Raw genomic sequence first — 18,389 nt, forward strand, 5'->3', positions numbered from 1 at the left:
CCGGGATTGTACTCAGCCTGCGGGCGCTGAGCCAAACGACCGGGCGCTGGCAACAATTTTGGCAGCGAATTGATCAATTCGGTGCCGCCTGTTTCGGGTGATCACATTATTCAAAGGCCGCACCCGTCGCGACTGCTGCGCGGCTTTGGCGGCCTGATTATCATCGCGGCCTTTGTGCTCTTTCTGTTCGAGGGCTGGCGCGAGAGTGATGAGCTGAGCCGTGGCTTGCTGCTGCTCGGCCATACCCTGGCGCTCACGCTAGCGGGCCTGGCCAGTGGCCACTGGCTGCATGAGAACAAAGGCGCGCGGCTGTTCATCGCCCTGGCGCTGGCCGCCGTGCCGGTGAATGTCGCCTTTCTCGGGGGACTGCTCTACCCCTTCCTAACCTGGGATGCCCCAAATCAGCTGAGCGTGAGCGCGACGGCGTCTGCCTGGCTCCAGTCCCCAGGTCATCTGGCGCTGGGCCCGGTGCTGCTGTTGAGTGTTGGCAGCCTGGTGGTGCTGGCTCTGTCGGTCTGGCTGGGACTGCGGATCATGGCGCGGTCATCGGTCTGGGCACTAAGCGGGCTATATTGGCTGACCAATGCCGCTCTGCTGCTGCCGACCCGAGCCACGCCTGTGATTTCACTGCTGCTGCTTGGACTGACGCTGACCCTGGGGCTGTTCAGCCTGCACTTGCGGCGGCGCGATCCGACGCTAGCAACCGCTGAGGGGCGCTTCGCGCGCGCGCTGCTGCTGTTGCCGCTGCTGATTCTGGCCGGCCGCAGTCTGTGGCTGTACGCGCCGGATGCGCTCTTTGTCACCACCCTGAGCCTGCTGGGGTATCTGGCCCTGCGCTTTACCCTGGCCGCCATGGACGCAGACCATCGCGGGCGCGGACTCCTGGAAATTCTGACCCTCGCCATGGCGATGCTGGTCGCCGCGCTGATCAGCACCACACTGCTGCCGGCCTGGCCCATTGCCGATGTTGTCCTACTGCCCCTGAGCGCGGTGATTCTGGGCACCCTACTGCTTGATCTATCGCAACTGAACGCGCCGCGCGGCCACAGTTACCAGAGCGCTGCCGCCCTGCTGTTGAGTATCAGCCTGCTGCTCGACATGGCTCTGTTCGGCGGCTTCGCGCTAGCCGTGGTGACCCTGAGCGTTGGCCTGGCCGCCTTACTGTTTGGCTATGCCAGCCGCGCACGCCTGCTGTTTGCCACCGGCCTGATCACCGCACTAGCCGCGTTGCTTCACCTGGCCAGCGAGGCGCTGGCGCAGTTTAGTCTTGGTGGCTGGAGTGCCCTGGTGCTGCTGGGGATTGGGATTATCATCACCGGTTCCGCGTTTGAACGCTACGGTGAGCGCCTGAAAACCGGCCTGAGCACCTGGCGCGCGCATTTCGCCCCACCGACCGCATGAATCCGCCGCCCCCTGCGGCCCCGCGCGCCCGCGCGGGCGCCGCCCGCCATCATCGCCTCACCGCCAGCGAACGCGACTTTTTCGCTCAGCTGACCGAAACCGTCTATGCCAATCCCTTTGGCAGCGATCACAGGCGCCTGAGCCGTCTGCTCGGGCGCGACCTGCCAATCGATCCGATCTCCCCGGCCAATCTCTACGGTGAGCTGATCCCGATGCTGGATGAGCGACTCACCGCCCTGCGCCAACGCGGTCTCACGCGCATTGATCACTTTGCCAGCGAACACCAGGAACTGATGCGACAGGTGTTGCTCTTTGCCGGTTATCAGCGCCATTTGCACCTGTTCGACCGGCTGATTGAGCCGCACAGCGGAACCGGGGAACACACCACCGATCTGCGCTGGCTGTCACAGCTACTGGAAAACCTGCATGCGGATGGCTTCGCGCCCGATGAGGCGCGCCGCTGGGTGGCGCTCTACTATCAGCTGCGCCGCGCCTATTTTTTCATCGAGCGAGCCATGATCGGGCGCAGCGCTCCCATGCGCCAGCTCAGGCGCGCGCTGTGGAACAGCGTCTTTACCAGCGACCTGCGCCGCTACACCCTGGTGCTCTGGGAGCGCATGCAGGACTTCTCCACCCTGCTGCTGGGCGAAACCGGCTCCGGCAAGGGATCGGCGGCTGCCGCTATCGGTCGCTCCGGCACCATCCCGCTTAGCCATGACGGGCGCGGCTTCACCCACGGACTCGATCAGACCTTCATCGCCACCAATCTGTCGGAACTCTCCGAGAGCCTCATCGAATCGGAGCTGTTCGGTCATCGCAAGGGCGCCTTTACCGGCGCAACGGATCATCACGAGGGACTCTTCGCACGCTGCGATGCCTGGGGCACTCTGTTTCTTGATGAAATCGGCGATGTGTCCCTGCCGGTGCAGACCAAACTGCTGCGCGTGCTGCAAGAGCGCCGCTTCACACCGGTGGGCAGCCATCAAACGCGCCGCTTTGCCGGGCGCGTAGTGGCCGCAACCAACCGTCCGCTGACCGAACTCACCGCCGGGCACGGCTTCCGCCGCGACTTCTTCTACCGCCTGTCGGGCAATATCATCGCGCTACCCAGCTTGCGCGAGCGCCTGGCCGACTGCCCGGATGAGCTGGGCGAACTGACCGGTGCTCTGCTGGGGCGCATGCTGGGTGAGTCCGCTGCCAGCCTGCATCCGCGCATCATGGAAGCCCTGGACGAATTGCCGGCCAATTACCCCTGGCCGGGCAATGTGCGTGAACTGGAACAGGCCCTGCGGCGCATCATCCTGAATGGTCGCTATGTGCCCGATGCACTCCCGGACAGTAGCGCGTCAGCCACCGACCCCTGGCTGGCTGCCGCGCGAGCCGGCTCACTGGACGCCGCCGCACTCCTGGGTGGCTACTGCCGGCGGCTCTATGAGCAACTCGGCACCTACGAGGCCGTGGCGGCGGTGACGCGCCTGGACCGGCGCACGGTGAAAAAGCATGTCGAACAGGCTCACACCTGATACGCCATCCCGGCATCGACCGCCGGCTCAGGATTTTCGCACTGGCGCACTTCAACGCGATTACGACCCAGTGCCTTGGCCTGATACAGCGCCTCATCAGCCTGGCGGATGAGTGCTTCATGATCCGGATAACAGGGATCATCGGTGGCGACGCCCATGCTGATGGTGACGCAGTCAAAATCCGAACCGGGATGGCGCATGCCCAGCCCGGCGACAGCCTCGCGCAGGTCCTCAGCGACCTGAGCGGCATTCGCCAGCGGCGTATCCGGCAACACCACCACGAACTCTTCCCCGCCATAGCGGGCGCAGAAATCGCCACCGCGCTTGAGTCCATCGCTGAGCGTCTGGGCCACAGCTTGCAGACAACGATCGCCGGCCGGATGACCGAAGGTGTCGTTGTAGCTCTTGAAATTGTCGATATCGCAAATAATCAGCGACAAGGGCGTGCGCTGCCGGCGGCCACGACGGAATTCATCCACCAGATTCTCGATAAAGAACCGCCGATTGGGGATCGAGGTCAGAGTATCTAACACCGCCTGCTGTCTGAGCCGGTTATGCGACCGCTGCATGAGCCGGGTGCTGAGAAGAATCAACCACGCGCCGACCAGACCAATGACCAGATGGCTGACCAGCAGTGAGACCAGCGGCACGGTCGCAACACGTGGCAGCGTGACACTGATTCCGCCGCGCACATCGCCGAGTCGATAGCCGTCTTGTTCATGGCAGTCCAAGCAGGGCTGCTCGGTGATCAGCGGCGCCATGTAACGATACATGGGGTGATCACGGGAACCGACGAATTCCCCCACTTCCTGCGCCCCCTGTTCAAAGCGCTGCAATGCCTGACGCTCCCAGAGTTCCGGGCGATTGTCCGGGCGGATCGGTTTCAGGCTGGTGATATGGAAATGCACCCCATTGGTTGCGGCGGCGATCTCACCCAACTGCCGAGTCATAAAGGCTGGATTGATCTTCGTCAGGGTCAGTTCGTCAGAGACGCGAATGTCACGGTCCGGAACCTTCAGATAGGGGTTGGGCTGCGTTTGTTCAGTGACCGGCACATAGACACCACCATGCTGCGCGTTCCAGCGCCGGGCCAACACCACCTGATCAAAAAACGACTGCGCCGTTCGCATCGCCATCTCGGCGCGGGCGGAGTAGGCCTGGTGCAGATTCCAGCCAAGTGACCCCAGCACCAGTGCCAGCCAAACCGTCAGCAACAACCAGGGTTTGAGCAGGAGTCTCACTTCAGTGCCGTGGGCCGATGCGTTGGCCTGGTAACCCACGAATCCAAGACAGAGAACGTCTTCTTCATAATGCTTGGCACCTTGTTGCATGTTGCATCATCCTCACTATCGCTGCAGAGGTGGCTGCCACTTGGCCAGCATCTTGCGCAGCTCATCGAACATCACCGGCTTACCGAGCAAATCATCCATGCCGGACTCCAGCGCCCGTTCGCGATCCTCGGCAAAAACCGCCGCTGTGAGCGCAATCAGCGGCGTGCGCGGCGCCTGATGTTCCTGTTCAGCGGCGCGAATGGCGCGCGCGGTTTCATAGCCGTCCAGCACCGGCATGCGACAATCCATCAAGATCAGCGCAGGCACCAGTCCAGCGCGCAGCCGCTCCAAGCACTGCTGACCATTCTCCGCATCGGCCACTTCGTAATGCAGTTTGCGCAACAGGGCTCGCATCAGCTTGCGATTGGTTGGTTCATCATCGACGACCAAAATCAGCGGCCGGGTGGATGCCTCGGGGACCATGGCAGCTGGTAGTGGGGCTGGAACTTGTTCCGGATGTGCGGCGGCGGCTTGCGGCGCCTCAACCCGCTCCGCTGGAATTCGCACCCAAAAGCAGGATCCCTGCCCCAGGGTGCTGTCAACCCCCGCTTCACCACCCATCAGCCGCGCCAAACGGCGGACGATGGACAAGCCCAAGCCAGTGCCGCCGTACAGCCGCGAGTTGCTAGGACTAATTTGTGCGAACGGCTCGAACAGCTCGTTCAGGCGCTCAGGCGGAATGCCCAAGCCGGTATCCCGCACCGAGAATTCCAGCAGCGGCGGCCCAGCGCCGGGTTCCAGCACCCGACCCTGCACATGCACCGATCCGGTCTCGGTGAACTTGATGGCGTTGTTGACCAGATTGCACAGCATCTGACGCAGTCGGTGCGCATCGGCACGATAGTGCAGCTGCGAATCGCCCGCCCAGACCACCTCGAAGCTCACCCCCTTCTCGCGCAGCGCAGCGGCAAACAGCCAGCGAATCTCATGCAACAAAACATCGGGAACAAAAGCCACCGGCTCCAGCTCCAGCTTGTTGGCTTCGACCTTGGACAGATCGAGAATGTCGTTCAGCAGCCGCAGCAGCGACTGGCCCGAATTGAGCAGGGTATGGGCATAATCGAGGCACTCGGCGGTGCTGACATCCGGCATGGTCAGTAGTTGCGCCATGCCAATGATGCCATTCAGCGGTGTGCGAATCTCGTGGCTGATGGTGGCCACGAAGCGACTCTTGGCCAGGTTGGCCGATTCCGCTTCCAGGCGCGCCCGATGCACGTCGGTGACATCAATGCGAATCCCGACATGATAGCCATCTGGGGTGCGCTGCTCGCGAATTTTCAGCCAGCGTCCATCATCGATCTGATGCAGACTCTCGTGACGCTGCAGGTGATGCACCCGCAGCCGCTCTTCCAGCCATGCGGCCTCGCGACCCACGGCTTCCGGATACTGGCCATGCTCCAGTCCATAGCGCAGGATTTCCTCGAACCCGCGCCCCGGTTCAATCACTGGCGCCGAGGTCTGGAAGAGATTGATATATTCCTGATTACAGTGCACCAGGCGATCCTGGGCATCGTAGACGGCAAAGCCCTCACCGATGGTCTCAATCGCGGTCTTGAGCACTGACTCGGTGTGACTCAGGCGCTCCTCGGCCTCGCGCCGCAGCTCAATGTCGATCAGATGGCCCAGCTCCAGCGCTGAACGCCGCTGCTCCAGCCACCAGCGGCGGCTGCGCAGACGCACCGTCTGGCTCCAGGCGGCAAAGGACTGGCGCGGATTAATGCGCCCATCCGCGCCGAATTCGACCGGCTTATCGGGATCGCCGCCCCAGGTGATTTCGCGCAGCTGCTCGCCGCGAAACCACATCAACGTCAAGCGGCTGACACTGTCGAGCGACAACAGCGCCACTCCGGCCGCCTGCGCGGCCCAGTCCGTCATCTCGGGAAGATGCTCGCTGAGACAAGCGGTGACATAGAGCGGCGCCATCTCCTGGGGGCGCCGCTCGCGCAACCCGTCCAGAATCGCCCGCACCTGCGCCTCGGGCGGTGTTCGTCCTCCCAGGGTAATCTCATGCCCGCGGATCAGCGCCACGCCATCGGCGCCAACAGCTCCCAGCAAGTCCGCCTGTCGCGGCCCCCGCACCACATCGGCCAGGCGCGTCCCCTGCTGCATGGCGCTACGCACTTGGTCACGACAGTGTTTCAGGTGCCGGCGTTCCTGCCGACGCCGATTTTGCTCCGTCAGCGTAATCTGCGTGGACAGATCCTGCGCCATCAAGTCGGCGATTTCGCGCATTTCCAGCGAGATCGGCCGGGGACGGCGATGATGGCAGGCAATCAGCCCCCAAAGTTCACCATCGCGCAACAGCGACAGCGTCAGGGAGGCCGCCACCCCCATGTTGCGCATGTATTCGCGATGCACTGGCGAGACGCTGCGCAGCAGGCTGAGCGACAAATCGAGCGACAACCCGTCAGACGCCTCGGGCCGCGCTAGCAAAGGCGAGGGTTGATAGTCAACATCGACGATGACCCGGGTGCGGTTGATGACGTATAAACGCCGCGCCTGGGCCGGAATATCCGAGGCTGGAAAATGCAGCCCCAAATAGGGCGTCAGCTCCATCGCCCGCGCCTCCGCCACCACCTCGCCATGCCAGTCCAGTTCATCCAAACGATAGATCATCACCCGGTCATAGCCGGTTAGGTGCCGAAACAGCCGCGCAGCCGTGTGCAATTTCCGGGCAAGATCGGGCTGTGCACGCACGGGAGCAAAACCGCGCACCGCCTTGCCCAAAGCATCTCCCAGGTCAGTGTCCGCCTGCTGAGCGCTGGCGTGCTTAAGCACCGGCTCCAGTTCCAGCACCACCAGCATTTGACCATCGGTGGTCGCCGCCTCATGCACATAGCCGGTAAAGGCTTTGGACTGGTCCGGCGCGGACCAGTGCAGCAGCACCGGCTCCTTGGATTGGGCGCGAAACTGCTCCAGCGCATCCGTCACCTGCTGCGCCAGCGCCGCCCCCAGCACGGTTGCCAGGGGACGGCCAAGCAGATCGGCCGCTGACTGACCTAGATGCGATTGACAGCTGGAGGTGACCAGTGCGATCTCCAGGCACTCTGGCGTGAGGGCCAACAAAACGCCATGCGGTTGAATGGCCCCGGCGAGATGGATGGGTTCCGCCTCGCACAGACTCAAATCAGGCCATGCTGGCGCTGGTTCAATGTCGCTCTGCATGCTGTCTCTCCCCACCGCAAACGTTTGATAAATCACTCTCTTTGTTGAGAAACATCCTTGCACTCCAGCACCGATTTCATCCATGCCGGACAAGAAAAGCATGGACAGCCGCCGCAACAAACCAGATAATGTTCGCTGTGATCGCGCGAAAGCTCAAGGTGGCGGGCCAAATTCTTCTGTTTCGCCACCCCTGTCGCACCGACCGCCGCGCGGTCAAAACCCGCATCAGGCGCCCGTAGCTCAGTTGGATAGAGTACAGCCCTCCGAAGGCTGGGGTCGCAGGTTCGAATCCTGCCGGGCGCGCCAATTCACCCAAACTGAAGCCCAAATCGCTCCGAGCCGGGCGCGAAACGCGCACGGTTTTAGCCTGTACTGCCGCCCTTGCGCCTGCCCTTGTTGCCTTCCCGTCTGGTTCGTTCCATGACCGCGTCCTCTGCCATTGGTGCGCCTGAGCCGGACGCCCTGCTGCAACTGGCCGATCAATGCGTCAAATGCGGCTACTGCCTGCCCGCCTGCCCAACCTTTGGCCTGGAGCAGACCGAGGCGGAATCGCCCCGCGGCCGCATTGCGCTGATTCAGGGCTGGCTCAACGCCGAGCTTCCGCCATCCCGGGTTTTGTTTCAGCATCTCGATCAATGCCTTGAATGCCGCGCCTGCGAGGCCGTCTGTCCCTCCCTGGTGCGCTTTGGTGATCTGATGGATGGCGCGCGGGCACTGCGCCAGGCCCGTCGGCCCTGGTGGCAACGCGGGCTGCGCCAGCGGTGGTTGCAGCTGCTGAGTCAGCCACGCTGGCTGGGCCTGTTCGCGCTGTGGGGCTGGCTCACGCGCCTGGGTGCGCATCTCAGGCGCCCAGCCTGGCGCATGCAGCGCTGGCCTGGGCTGAGGATCATGGGGCGCCTGAGCACTCGCTGGCATCTTCCCCGCCAGCCACAGCGTGCCACGCCCTCAACCACTACGCCTTCAAACACTGTCCCGCGAATCGGGCTGTTTCTGGGTTGTGTGGCGCGCGGCACTCAGGGCGCCAGCATTGACGCGGCCCGGCGACTGCTCACGCAGTTGCACATTCCCTATACCGAGCCACAGCAACAAGGCTGCTGCGGTGCCCTGCTGCATCATCATGGCTTTGTCGAGGACGCCGCCCACCAGCTCGCCCAGAACGCACAGGCCTTTCGGGGCTTAACCCTGGTAGGATTCGCCAGCGCCTGCGTGCTGGAGTTGCAGCGCCATGAGGCGCTGCGTGCCGAGGAAATCTGTCACTTTCTCATCGCTTCCGGCGCTCTGACGCAGGTGGCCCCCCGGCCGCTGACGGCGCGCGTGTGGGTGCACGAGCCCTGCTCGCAGCGCTTGCTGCCGGGCGGCGCCAGCGCCATCTACCAACTGCTGGCCTTGATTCCCAATCTGGAGCTGCAACCCCTGGCGGGCAATGACAGCTGCTGCGGCGCCGCTGGCAGCTATCTTATCGAGCATGCGCACACCGCCCTGGCGCTGCTGGAACCCAAGCTCCAGGCCTTGCGCGCGCAGCCCCCGGATTATCTGGTCACCACCAACAGCGGCTGTGCGCTGCATCTGGCCAGCGGCCTGGCCGCCGCCGGTCTTGATATCCCGGTGCTGCACCCGATTGAATTACTGGAACGCCAACTGCGGCCCCTACAGCAAGAACCCGAGTCTGACTTATGAATCACTCAACCAATTCAGCCACATATTCAATGCCGGATGCAATCACCGCCGGCACGCCGGACTGCCCGCTCGACCGGGCCATTCTGCATTTCGACAGCGCGCTACGCACCCTGTTTGGCCAGCCGCATGCCACCGACCGCGCCAACCCGGCGCAGAATTTTCCTGATATCGAACTCAGCACCGAGGAACGGCAGCGCGCCGGACGCCTGATGCGGGTAAACCACACTGGCGAAGTCTGCGCCCAGGCGCTCTATCAGGGCCAAGCGCTGACCGCGCGGGATACCGAGGTGCGGGCGCAGCTCGAGCGCTCGGCCCGCGAGGAAAACGATCATCTGCTGTGGTGCCATGAACGCCTGCAGGAGCTTGGCAGCCGCAAGAGCCTGCTCAATCCGCTGTGGTACGGCAGTTCCCTGACGCTAGGCGCCATCGCCGGTTTGAGTGGCGATCAATGGAGCCTGGGCTTTGTGGTGGAGACTGAGCAGCAGGTTGAAGATCATCTTGCTGAACACATCGACCGCCTGCCGCTGGCCGATCAGCGCAGTCGCGCCATTCTGGAGCAAATGAAGCGCGACGAGATCCACCATGCCGAGGTTGCCCGGGGCGCCGGCGCGGCCGAACTGCCCACCCCGATCAAATGGGCCATGCAGGCCGTCTCCAAGGTGATGACCAAAGGCGCCTATTGGGTGTAATCCTTGCCTGATTCCGGAACTACGGCCTGAGCAACAGGCGTCGCCCAGCGCTCAATCTCGCGGTTGAGGTTGCGCCCGTAGAAGATCTCCATCATCTCGCGGCGCACCAGGCGCTGGATGCGCTGATATTCCTTCTCGGACAGATCAGCGGCATTGATGCAGAACAGATAGTCATCCAGGCGGAACTCATTGACCACCATCTTGGTGTGAAACAGGTTCTCCTGATACACGTTCACATCAATCATCTGGTAGGTGTTCTTGGTGTCACGCGACAGATAGTTTTGGATGGAGCTGATGTTGTGGTCGATAAAGTGCTTGCGACCTTTGACATCGCGGGTGAAGCCGCGCACCCGATAATCCATGATGACAATATCGGACTCCAGCGCATGAATCAGATAATTCAAGGCTTTCAGCGGTGAAATCAGCCCGCAGGTGGACACATCGATATCGGCGCGAAAGGTGCTAATACCATTATGCGGATGACTTTCCGGGTAGGTATGCACCGTGATGTGGCTTTTATCGAGGTGGCCGACAACAGCCTCCGGCAAGGGGCCTGGAGTAGCAGAATTGCTCATGGACTCCCCACCCGGATGCTCCTCGGCAATCAGCATGGTGACCGAAGCGCCCTGCGGGTCATAGTCCTGGCGTGCTACATTGAGCACATTAGCGCCGATAATGTTCGCCACCTGCTCAAGGATGGCGGTCAGGCGCTCGGCGTTATAGGCCTCGTCAATGTAGGCAATATAGGCTTCGCGCTGCTCGGGTGAGTCCGTATAGCATACATCGTAGATATTGAAGCTCAGAGACTTCGTTAGATTGTTGAAGCCATGCAGCTTCAGGCGCTTCAATGACTGAGGCATCGCTCCCCTCCCAAAAGTGCGCGCACGTTACTCTGCCGGCTCACGGGAATCAAGACCATCGGTCAATTCCGGCGCAGATTCAGGCAAAGGGGCGGCACGAATTTCAAAATCATGCGTCAAGGTCGCGCTGGCGCCGAGCATGATTGAGGCCGAGCAATACTTCTTGGCACTGAGTGCAATAGCACGCTCGACATGGCGGGGACTGAGATCATATCCAGTAAGAATGAAGTGCGCGTGGATGCAGGTGAACACTTTTGGATCGCTCGACGCCCGCTTCGCTTCAAGCTCCACTTCACAGTCGGTTACGGCTTGGCGCGCGCGGCGTAAAATCAGCATGACATCGAACTGGGTACAGCCGCCCATGCCCAGCAGCAGCATTTCCATCGGCCGCACGCCAAGATTGCGCCCGCCAAACTCCGGCGGGCCATCCATCACCAGCGCATGACCGGACTCGGATTCCGCCATCATCGCCACTCCCTCGATCCATCTCACGCGTGCCTTCATCGACTCAACTCCAAGTTTAACCTTCTGATTTTATTCGTTTACGACTGACCATCAGATGAATTTTTCAAAATCCCGACCGTTGCCTACTATAGTGACGTCTGGTTTAACTCATCGTCATTTCTTCTTACATCCAGGACTCCCGATGCAAGCGTACGCCCCTGCGAGCAAACCTGACTGGCTGATGCCCTTCCTGAGCCATTGCCATGTCAAACACTACCCCAAGCGCGCCGAAGTGCTGCGCCCCGGCATCCCAGCCGAGGCGATGTATTATCTGATCGAAGGCTCAGTCACCGCCTTGATCGAAGACGATGAGAACCACGAACTCACCCTGGCCTACATCAACCAGGGCGAGTTCATCGGCGAAATGGGTCTGTTCTCCAGCCAGGAGACCCGCTCAGTGATCGTGCGCACCCGCGTGACCTGCCGCATTGCCGAGATTTCCTACCAACACCTGAAGCAGCTGCTGAAGCGCGAACTCGAGCCCTATGCGGTTGAATTGCTGTTCGCCATCGGCCATCAGCTGTCGTCGCGCCTGCGAAACACCAGCCGCAAGGTCGGCGACCTAGCCTTTGTCGATGTCACCGGACGTATTGCCGGCGCCCTGATCGATCTGTGCCAGCAGCCCGACGCCATGACCCACCCCGATGGCATGCAGATTCGCATCACCCGCCAGGACATCGCGCGCATCGTGGGCTGTTCGCGCGAAATGGCCGGACGGGTGCTCAAAACACTGGAGCAACAGGGGTTTTTGAGCGTCGCGGGCAAAACCATTGTGGTGTTCAATACCCGTTAGCCGACTCAGGCAAAGAGCGCCTGAAGTTGCTCGCCAGGATCGGGTGCACGCATGAAGGACTCACCAATCAAAAAGGCCTCAACGCCGCTGGCGCGCATCTGCCGCACATCTGCCTCGGTATGAATGCCGCTTTCGGTTACCAGCAGCCGCCCGACCGGCACTTGTTCGCGCAGCGTCAGGGTGGTGTCGAGCCGCACCTCGAAGCTGCGCAAATCGCGATTATTGATACCAAGCACACAAGCCTGCGGCAGACGCAGCGCGCGTTCGAGTTCGTCGGCATCATGCGTTTCGACCAGCACATCGAGCTGTAGCTCCAGCGCCAGAGCCGCAAACTCCTGCAAGGCGTGCTCTTCCAGACAGGCGACAATCAGCAGCACGCAGTCGGCCCCCAGGGCGCGTGCCTCGTAGATCTGATAGGGATGAATGACAAAATCCTTGCGCAACACCGGCAAGGTACAGGCCGCGCGCGCCTCCAACAGATACTCATCGGCGCCCTGAAAGAAATCCCGATCCGTCAGCACCGACAAACAACTGGCGCCGGCCCGGGCATAGCTGCGGGCGATCTCGGCGGGCACAAAGTGCTCGCGCAACAGCCCTTTACTCGGGCTGGCTTTTTTAATCTCAGCAATCACCGCCGGCGCACCGGTGGCGATCCGCGCTTGCAGTGCTGTGGCAAAGCCGCGCGGAGCCGGCGCATCCGCCAGACACTCGCGCAGCGCCCCGAGCGGTTGCTGCGCCGCACGCTCGGCGACCTCGTCGAATTTACGCGCAACAATAGTCTTGAGAATGTCTGGGGGATCGGCATGCATCATGTCACAACCTCAGTAGCTTTGGGTGCGTTCGACTAGGTCGGCCAACCGGGCCTTGGCCGCACCGGAGGCGAGACAGTTCAACGCCTGTTCGACACCTGCGGCTAGGTTGGCGGCACGCCCGGCGACATAAATAGCCGCACCGGCATTGAAGGCAACGATATCGCGCGCCGGGCCGCTGTGATTGTCAAACACCGCTTGCAGCAGCTCCAGGCTGCCTTCCGAATCGACCACCCGCAATCCATCCAGCGGTGCGGTGGTCAAACCAACATCCTCCGGACGGATCTCGTAGTCGCGCACACCATCCCCGCTCAGCTCGGCCACCCGGGTCGGTGCTCCGATGCTGATTTCATCCAGCCCGTCATGCGAATGCACCACCAGCGCGTGATGAGCACCCAGTCGTTGCAACACCTCGGCCATGGGCCGCACCCACACCGGGGAGTAAACACCAAGCACCAGATTGGGCACGCCGGCCGGATTGGTCAGCGGCCCGAGCAGATTAAACACCGTGCGCACGCCTAGTTCCCGCCGGGGGCCGATGGCATGCTTCATGGCCATGTGATGCCCCGGCGCAAACAGGAATCCCACCCCCAGCTCACGCACGCAGCGCCCGACCTGATCGGGAGTTAAATCCAGCCGCACGCCAGCGGTTTCCAGCACATCAGCACTGCCTGAGCGCGAGGAGACGGAGCGATTGCCATGCTTGGCGACATGACAGCCTGCTGCCGCCGCCACAAACATGCTCGCGGTTGAGATATTGAACAGCCCGGCATGATCCCCGCCGGTGCCAACGATATCCACGACATGCTCCAGCCCGGAAATATCCACCGCCACCGCCAGCTCGCGCATCACCGTCGCTGCGGCGGCAATTTCCTCGACCGTTTCGCCCTTCATGCGCAGCGCGACCAAGATACCGGCCACCTGCGCCGAGGTGGCCGCTCCCATCATGATGGCACGCATCACCGAGGTCATCTGATCTGCGTCCAGATCCTGCCCCTGGATCACTCGCGCAATGGCTTGCTTGATATCCATGTGACTCAACCCTCTCTGCAAACAGTTGGAATCTCAGGTGTTGAGAAAATTACGCAGCAGCTCATGCCCCTGCTGACTTAAAATCGACTCTGGGTGAAACTGCACCCCCTCAATGGGCCAGTCGCGATGGCGCACCGCCATGATTTCATCGCGCGCGCTATCGGCATGCTGTGTCCAGGCCGTGACTTCCAGCACCGGTGGCAGGGTCGCGGCCTCAATCACCAGTGAATGATAGCGGGTCGCCTCCAGCGGCTGCTCCAGCCCAGCAAACACACCCTGCCCGGCATGATGAATCGGCGAGGTCTTACCGTGCATCACCTGAGCGGCCTTGACAATCCGCGCGCCAAAGGCTTCTCCAATCGACTGATGGCCCAAACAGACCCCCAGCAGTGGCACCCGGCCCGCCGCCGCCTGCACCAGGGGTACGGAAATCCCCGCCTGCGCGGGCGTGCAGGGTCCGGGCGAGATCAAAATGCGTTCGGGTTGCAGCGCCAGCGCCTGCTCAACGCTGATTTGGTCATTGCGGACCACCTTCACTTCCGCACCCAACTCCCCCAGATATTGCACCAGGTTGTAAGTGAAGGAATCATAGTTGTCGATCATCAGGATCATATAATTCACCAAGGAGCGTGCTTTCATTGAGGTGAAAGACCGCAGATTATACCCACAGAATCGACTCGCTGGTTGCGCGCGACACGCTGTCAAGCCGTCCAGACCCACCCGCTTGCGACCATTTCCACGCATCACGAGAATTCAATGACCAGCGATCAACATGACGACTGGCAGAGCCCCCCCCCCGAGGCCGCCGTTCCGCGCACCGAGCTGCCAGCCAGCCTCGATCCGACCCATCTGGCGATGCTGTTTGAGCAATCCCTGGATGGGCTGTTTTTCATGATGCTCGATGAACCGCTGCGCTGGGACGCAACGGTTGACAAGGAACAACGGCTCGACTGGGTGTTTGAGCATCAGCGCATCACTCATGTCAACGACGCCATGTGTCGCCAGTATGCCGCCAGGCGCGAACAATTACTGGGCCTACGACCAGGGGATTTTTTCGCTCACGCCCCCGCCGAGGGGCGCCGTCAGTGGCGGCGATTGTTCGATACCGGACGCTTGCACACCGAGACCGAGGAGCGGCGCTTCGACGGACAGACCGTCTTTATCGAGGGCGACTACCGCTGCCTGTACGATCCCCAGGGGCACATTCTGGGGCATTTCGGCGTGCAGCGGGATATGACTGAGCGCAAACTTGCCCAGCGCCAACTTGCCGAGAGCGAAGCGCGCTTGCGCGACATCATTTCCAGCACGGCAGACTTTATCTGGGAGGTGGATTGCGCCGGGCGCTTTGTGTTTCTGTCCGGTCAGATCGAGCAACTACTGGGCTACCGTCCCGACGAAATGCTCGGGCACTCTCCTTTTGAGTTCATGGAGCCGGCAGAGGCCGAGCGGGTTCAGCGCCTGTTTGAGCATGCCCTGCGCGCGCGCCGCCCCTTGGGCAAGCAAGAGAACTGGCTGCTGACCAAACAGGGCGACAAGCGCTACTTTAGCTTCAACGGTGTACCCATCTGCGATGAGGACGACCAGCTGATTGGCTATCGCGGACTGAATCGCGATATTACCGAGCAAACGCGCGCCGAGGACACCCTACGCCTGTCTGAGCAGCGCCTGCGCACGCTGTTTGAAATGTCCCCCGAAAGCATTGTGGTGTTGGATCCCGACAGCACGCGGCCACTGCATTTCAATCGCGTCGCCCACGAACGGCTTGGTTACAGTGCCGAGGAATTCGCCCAGCTGCCGTTGTCCGCTTACGAAGCGAACGAAAATCCTGCCGCGATCAAGGCGCATATCGAACGCCTGCGCAGCACCGGTTACGACGATTATGAGACCCGCCACCGCTGCCGCGACGGTCGCCTGCTAAACATCATCGTGTCCGTGCGCCTGACTCAGATCAATGAGCGCACGGTCTACTACACCATGTTTCGCGATGTCACCGAATTGCGCACCATCAGCGAGCGCCTGCTGCTTGCCACCAGCGCCGGCAACATTGGCATCTGGGAATGGAATGTGGGCGCCGCAACCCTGTCCTGGGACCCGCAGATGTATGCCCTCTACGGCCTGCCAGTTGGCAGCGGCCAGGAACCCTACGAGCGCTGGACGCAGGCGCTGGACCCACGTGATCGGGCGCGCACCGAGCAGCTGGTCATGCGCGCACTGGAGACCAGACAGGAACTCAACACCGAATTTCGCATCCTGCGCCAAGGCGAGACGCGCTGGCTGCGCGTGGCCGCTCGCCTGGTACTGAATGGCGATGGCCAGCCTGACAAAATGATTGGCTGCAACTGGGATGTCACAGATTCCCATCAGGCACAGGAACGCATGGCACGCAGCGAAGCGCAGTTTCGCGGCGCGTTCGAGATCGCCCCCAACGGCATGGCGCTGGTCGATAGCACCGGCCGCTGGATACAAGTCAATCAGGCCCTGTGCGACATTCTGGGCTACAGCGCGGTCGAACTGCTGGCGCTGGATTTTCAGTCCATCTCCCACCCGGACGATTTGGCGGCGGATCTGGTCTATTTGGAACAGCTGCTCAGCGGCCAGACGGATCGTGTGCATATCGACAAACGCTACCTGCATAAAGACGGCCACAGCATCCCGGTGCTGGTCAGTGCCTCGGCGGTGCGCGATGCCCAGGGGCATCTGTCATTCACAGTCGCCCATGTGCTGGATCTAACCGAACGGCGCGCGAGTGAAACGGCCATGCTGGCTGCTAAGGAAGCCGCCGAGACGGCCAACCGTGCCAAAAGCGAATTTCTCGCCAACATGAGCCACGAGATTCGCACCCCGCTCAACGCCATCATCGGTCTGACCGAACTGACACTGAGTACCACACTCGACGAGCGCCAGCGCGACTATCTCGATAAGGTGCGCCGCAGCTCGCGCGCGCTGCTGGCCATTCTCAACGACATTCTGGATTACTCCAAAATCGAAGCCGGTCGCATTGAACTCGACCACAGTGAGTTTCGACTCGAAGACGTGCTGGAGCAAATCACCGCGCTGTTTTCCGCCGCCGCAGAGAACAAGGGACTGGAGCTGTTCTATCGGGTCGCGCCCGAGGTGCCGCGCCACATCATCGGCGATTCCATGCGTCTGGGGCAGGTCATCAACAACCTGGTCGGCAACGCGGTGAAATTCACCGAAAAGGGCCGCATCGAGCTATCGATTGCCGTCGCGCATGAGCAGAAAGAGCGCATTGAACTGGCCTTTTCGGTCCGCGATACCGGCATTGGCATGGCACCTGATACCGTGCAACGCCTGTTTCAGGCCTTCACCCAGGCGGATGGCTCCATCACCCGCCGCTATGGCGGCACTGGACTGGGCCTGGCCATCAGCCAGCGACTGGTGCTGCTCATGGGGGGCTCAATCCAGGCCGACAGCGCTGAGAACCAGGGCAGCGTATTTCGCTTCACCGCCTGGTTCAAGCTCGCCGCCAGTACAACCCCGCGCCTGGGCACCCCGCCCCGCCCGCTTGAACAGCGGCATGTTCTGGTCATCGATCACCGACCCCAGGCTCGCCAGCTCCTCACCGAGATACTGGCCCCCTGGCGTATGCAGCTGAGTGAGGCCGACAGCTGTCCCGCCGCCGAGCACAGCATCACCCAAGCCGCTGCCGCCGGCGCCCCTTTCGATCTGGCGCTGCTCGACATCCGCAGTTGCCAGGATTGCACGCACTGCCCGGTCGCTGCCACGCTCTCGCCAATCCCGGGCATCGCCCCGCGAACCCTGGGCACCCCGGCCACTCCGGTCATTTTGTTGGCAACCGGCTCCGAGCAGTCACAGCTGCTGAACCAAGCCCCCGCCACCGCCCTGCCCCGACTGCTAACCAAACCGGTCACGCACTCGGCGCTGTTTGATGCCATGGCCAGCCTCGGCAGCGATACGTCGCAACAGGCCACAATGACACAGGCGTCCACCCTGAGCGGCCCCATTCCGAGCTTACGCGGCAAACGTATCCTGCTGGCCGAGGACAATCGCATTAACCAGCTCGTCGCCAAGGATCTGCTCACCCAGATCGGCTGCCAGGTCAGCATCACCCACAACGGACGCGAAGCCGTGGATCTGGTCAGTGCGCAAAGGTTCGATGGGGTGCTGATGGATTTGCAAATGCCGGTCATGGACGGCTTCAGCGCCGCTGAGATGATTCGCGCCCAGCATCCGCAGCTACCCATCATCGCGCTGACCGCCGCCGCGTTGGAGACGGATCGTGATCACTGTCTGAGCGTCGGCATGAACGATCACCTCTCTAAACCCATTGAGCCGGCCAGGCTCATCGCTGTGCTGACCCAGTGGATTGCCGCAGACCCAGTGTTACCATCCACCGAGTCACCACCGCCTTCGGCCCGCTTCAACCCGGAGCGCCTCGCTGAACTGCGCCAACGGCTGAACAACAACGACTATGTTCCGCCCGAGCTGCTGGCTGAGCTATTTCGCGAGGCCCAGCCGGGCATGCAGCAGACGCTGACTGCCATCAAGCACGCGCTGGCCAATTTTGACTATGATGCCGCCGCCCAGGCGCTCGCACAATTCGATTAGGAGTTCAGATCCCTC

The 18,389-nt window shown here is 62.0% G+C and carries 13 protein-coding genes and 1 tRNA gene; 7 read left to right on the forward strand and 7 right to left on the reverse strand.

What is annotated here, in order from left to right; translation table 11 throughout:
* Positions 1 to 81 precede the first annotated feature (81 nt).
* Together CKO36_RS12570 and CKO36_RS12575 are read left to right on the forward strand one after the other, a co-directional pair.
* Positions 82 to 1,401 (forward strand): hypothetical protein, encoded by a 1,320-nt coding sequence (locus tag CKO36_RS12570; protein WP_200284409.1) that lies wholly within the window; start codon positions 82 to 84, stop codon positions 1,399 to 1,401.
* Positions 1,398 to 2,924 (forward strand): sigma-54-dependent transcriptional regulator, encoded by a 1,527-nt coding sequence (locus CKO36_RS12575; protein WP_200284410.1) that lies wholly within the window; start codon positions 1,398 to 1,400, stop codon positions 2,922 to 2,924. Before CKO36_RS12570 ends, CKO36_RS12575 begins: the two co-directional genes overlap by 4 nt.
* Here CKO36_RS12575 and CKO36_RS12580 read toward each other — a convergent pair.
* Positions 2,915 to 4,255, reverse strand: a complete 1,341-nt coding sequence (locus tag CKO36_RS12580; RefSeq protein WP_200284411.1) for a diguanylate cyclase — start codon at positions 4,253 to 4,255, stop codon at positions 2,915 to 2,917. The two genes, CKO36_RS12575 and CKO36_RS12580, sit on opposite strands and share 10 nt — an antisense overlap.
* A gap of 15 nt (positions 4,256 to 4,270) precedes the next feature.
* Positions 4,271 to 7,420 carry an ATP-binding protein gene (locus CKO36_RS12585; RefSeq protein ID WP_200284412.1) on the reverse strand — a complete coding sequence of 1,050 codons (3,150 nt, stop codon included), beginning with the start codon at positions 7,418 to 7,420 and terminating at the stop codon, positions 4,271 to 4,273.
* 229 nt (positions 7,421 to 7,649) lie between these two features.
* On the opposite strand from CKO36_RS12585, the gene CKO36_RS12590 reads away from it, so the two are divergent.
* The 3 genes from CKO36_RS12590 to coq7 all read left to right on the forward strand — a co-directional run bounded on the left by CKO36_RS12590 (position 7,650) and on the right by coq7 (position 9,786).
* Positions 7,650 to 7,726 (forward strand) — tRNA-Arg (locus CKO36_RS12590).
* Between the two features lie 114 nt (positions 7,727 to 7,840).
* Complete coding sequence (locus CKO36_RS12595) at positions 7,841 to 9,097, forward strand: (Fe-S)-binding protein (RefSeq protein WP_200284413.1); 1,257 nt, start codon at positions 7,841 to 7,843, stop codon at positions 9,095 to 9,097.
* Between the two features lie 29 nt (positions 9,098 to 9,126).
* Positions 9,127 to 9,786: a 2-polyprenyl-3-methyl-6-methoxy-1,4-benzoquinone monooxygenase gene (gene coq7 / locus CKO36_RS12600; RefSeq protein WP_200284414.1), complete on the forward strand. Its 660-nt coding sequence runs from the start codon at positions 9,127 to 9,129 to the stop codon at positions 9,784 to 9,786.
* Here coq7 and speD read toward each other — a convergent pair.
* Both speD and CKO36_RS12610 read right to left on the reverse strand, forming a co-directional pair.
* Complete coding sequence (speD, locus tag CKO36_RS12605) at positions 9,774 to 10,646, reverse strand: adenosylmethionine decarboxylase (protein WP_200284415.1); 873 nt, start codon at positions 10,644 to 10,646, stop codon at positions 9,774 to 9,776. The genes coq7 and speD overlap by 13 nt on opposite strands.
* A 27-nt stretch (positions 10,647 to 10,673) precedes the next feature.
* Positions 10,674 to 11,150: an OsmC family protein gene (locus tag CKO36_RS12610; RefSeq protein ID WP_200284416.1), complete on the reverse strand. Its 477-nt coding sequence runs from the start codon at positions 11,148 to 11,150 to the stop codon at positions 10,674 to 10,676.
* A gap of 142 nt (positions 11,151 to 11,292) precedes the next feature.
* Between CKO36_RS12610 and crp the strand changes: the two genes are divergently transcribed.
* Complete coding sequence (gene crp, locus CKO36_RS12615; protein ID WP_200284417.1) at positions 11,293 to 11,943, forward strand: cAMP-activated global transcriptional regulator CRP; 651 nt, start codon at positions 11,293 to 11,295, stop codon at positions 11,941 to 11,943.
* Between the two features lie 5 nt (positions 11,944 to 11,948).
* Here the strand turns inward: crp and trpC are convergent, their stop codons facing one another.
* The 3 genes from trpC to CKO36_RS12630 are packed head-to-tail and all read right to left on the reverse strand — an operon-like array spanning position 11,949 to position 14,396.
* Entirely contained in the window at positions 11,949 to 12,755 is an 807-nt protein-coding gene (gene trpC, locus CKO36_RS12620; protein WP_242469582.1) for an indole-3-glycerol phosphate synthase TrpC, read from the reverse strand.
* A gap of 9 nt (positions 12,756 to 12,764) precedes the next feature.
* Positions 12,765 to 13,784 (reverse strand): anthranilate phosphoribosyltransferase, encoded by a 1,020-nt coding sequence (gene trpD, locus CKO36_RS12625; protein WP_200284418.1) that lies wholly within the window; start codon positions 13,782 to 13,784, stop codon positions 12,765 to 12,767.
* Positions 13,785 to 13,817: 33 nt separating this feature from the next.
* Complete coding sequence (locus CKO36_RS12630; protein WP_200284432.1) at positions 13,818 to 14,396, reverse strand: anthranilate synthase component II; 579 nt, start codon at positions 14,394 to 14,396, stop codon at positions 13,818 to 13,820.
* Between the two features lie 144 nt (positions 14,397 to 14,540).
* Here CKO36_RS12630 and CKO36_RS12635 point away from each other — a divergent pair, with 144 nt between their 5' ends.
* Positions 14,541 to 18,374, forward strand: a complete 3,834-nt coding sequence (locus tag CKO36_RS12635) for a PAS domain-containing hybrid sensor histidine kinase/response regulator (RefSeq protein ID WP_200284419.1) — start codon at positions 14,541 to 14,543, stop codon at positions 18,372 to 18,374.
* The last annotated feature ends 15 nt before the right edge of the window (positions 18,375 to 18,389 follow it).

It is taken from the genome of Rhabdochromatium marinum (assembly GCF_016583795.1).
Lineage (GTDB): Bacteria > Pseudomonadota > Gammaproteobacteria > Chromatiales > Chromatiaceae > Rhabdochromatium > Rhabdochromatium marinum.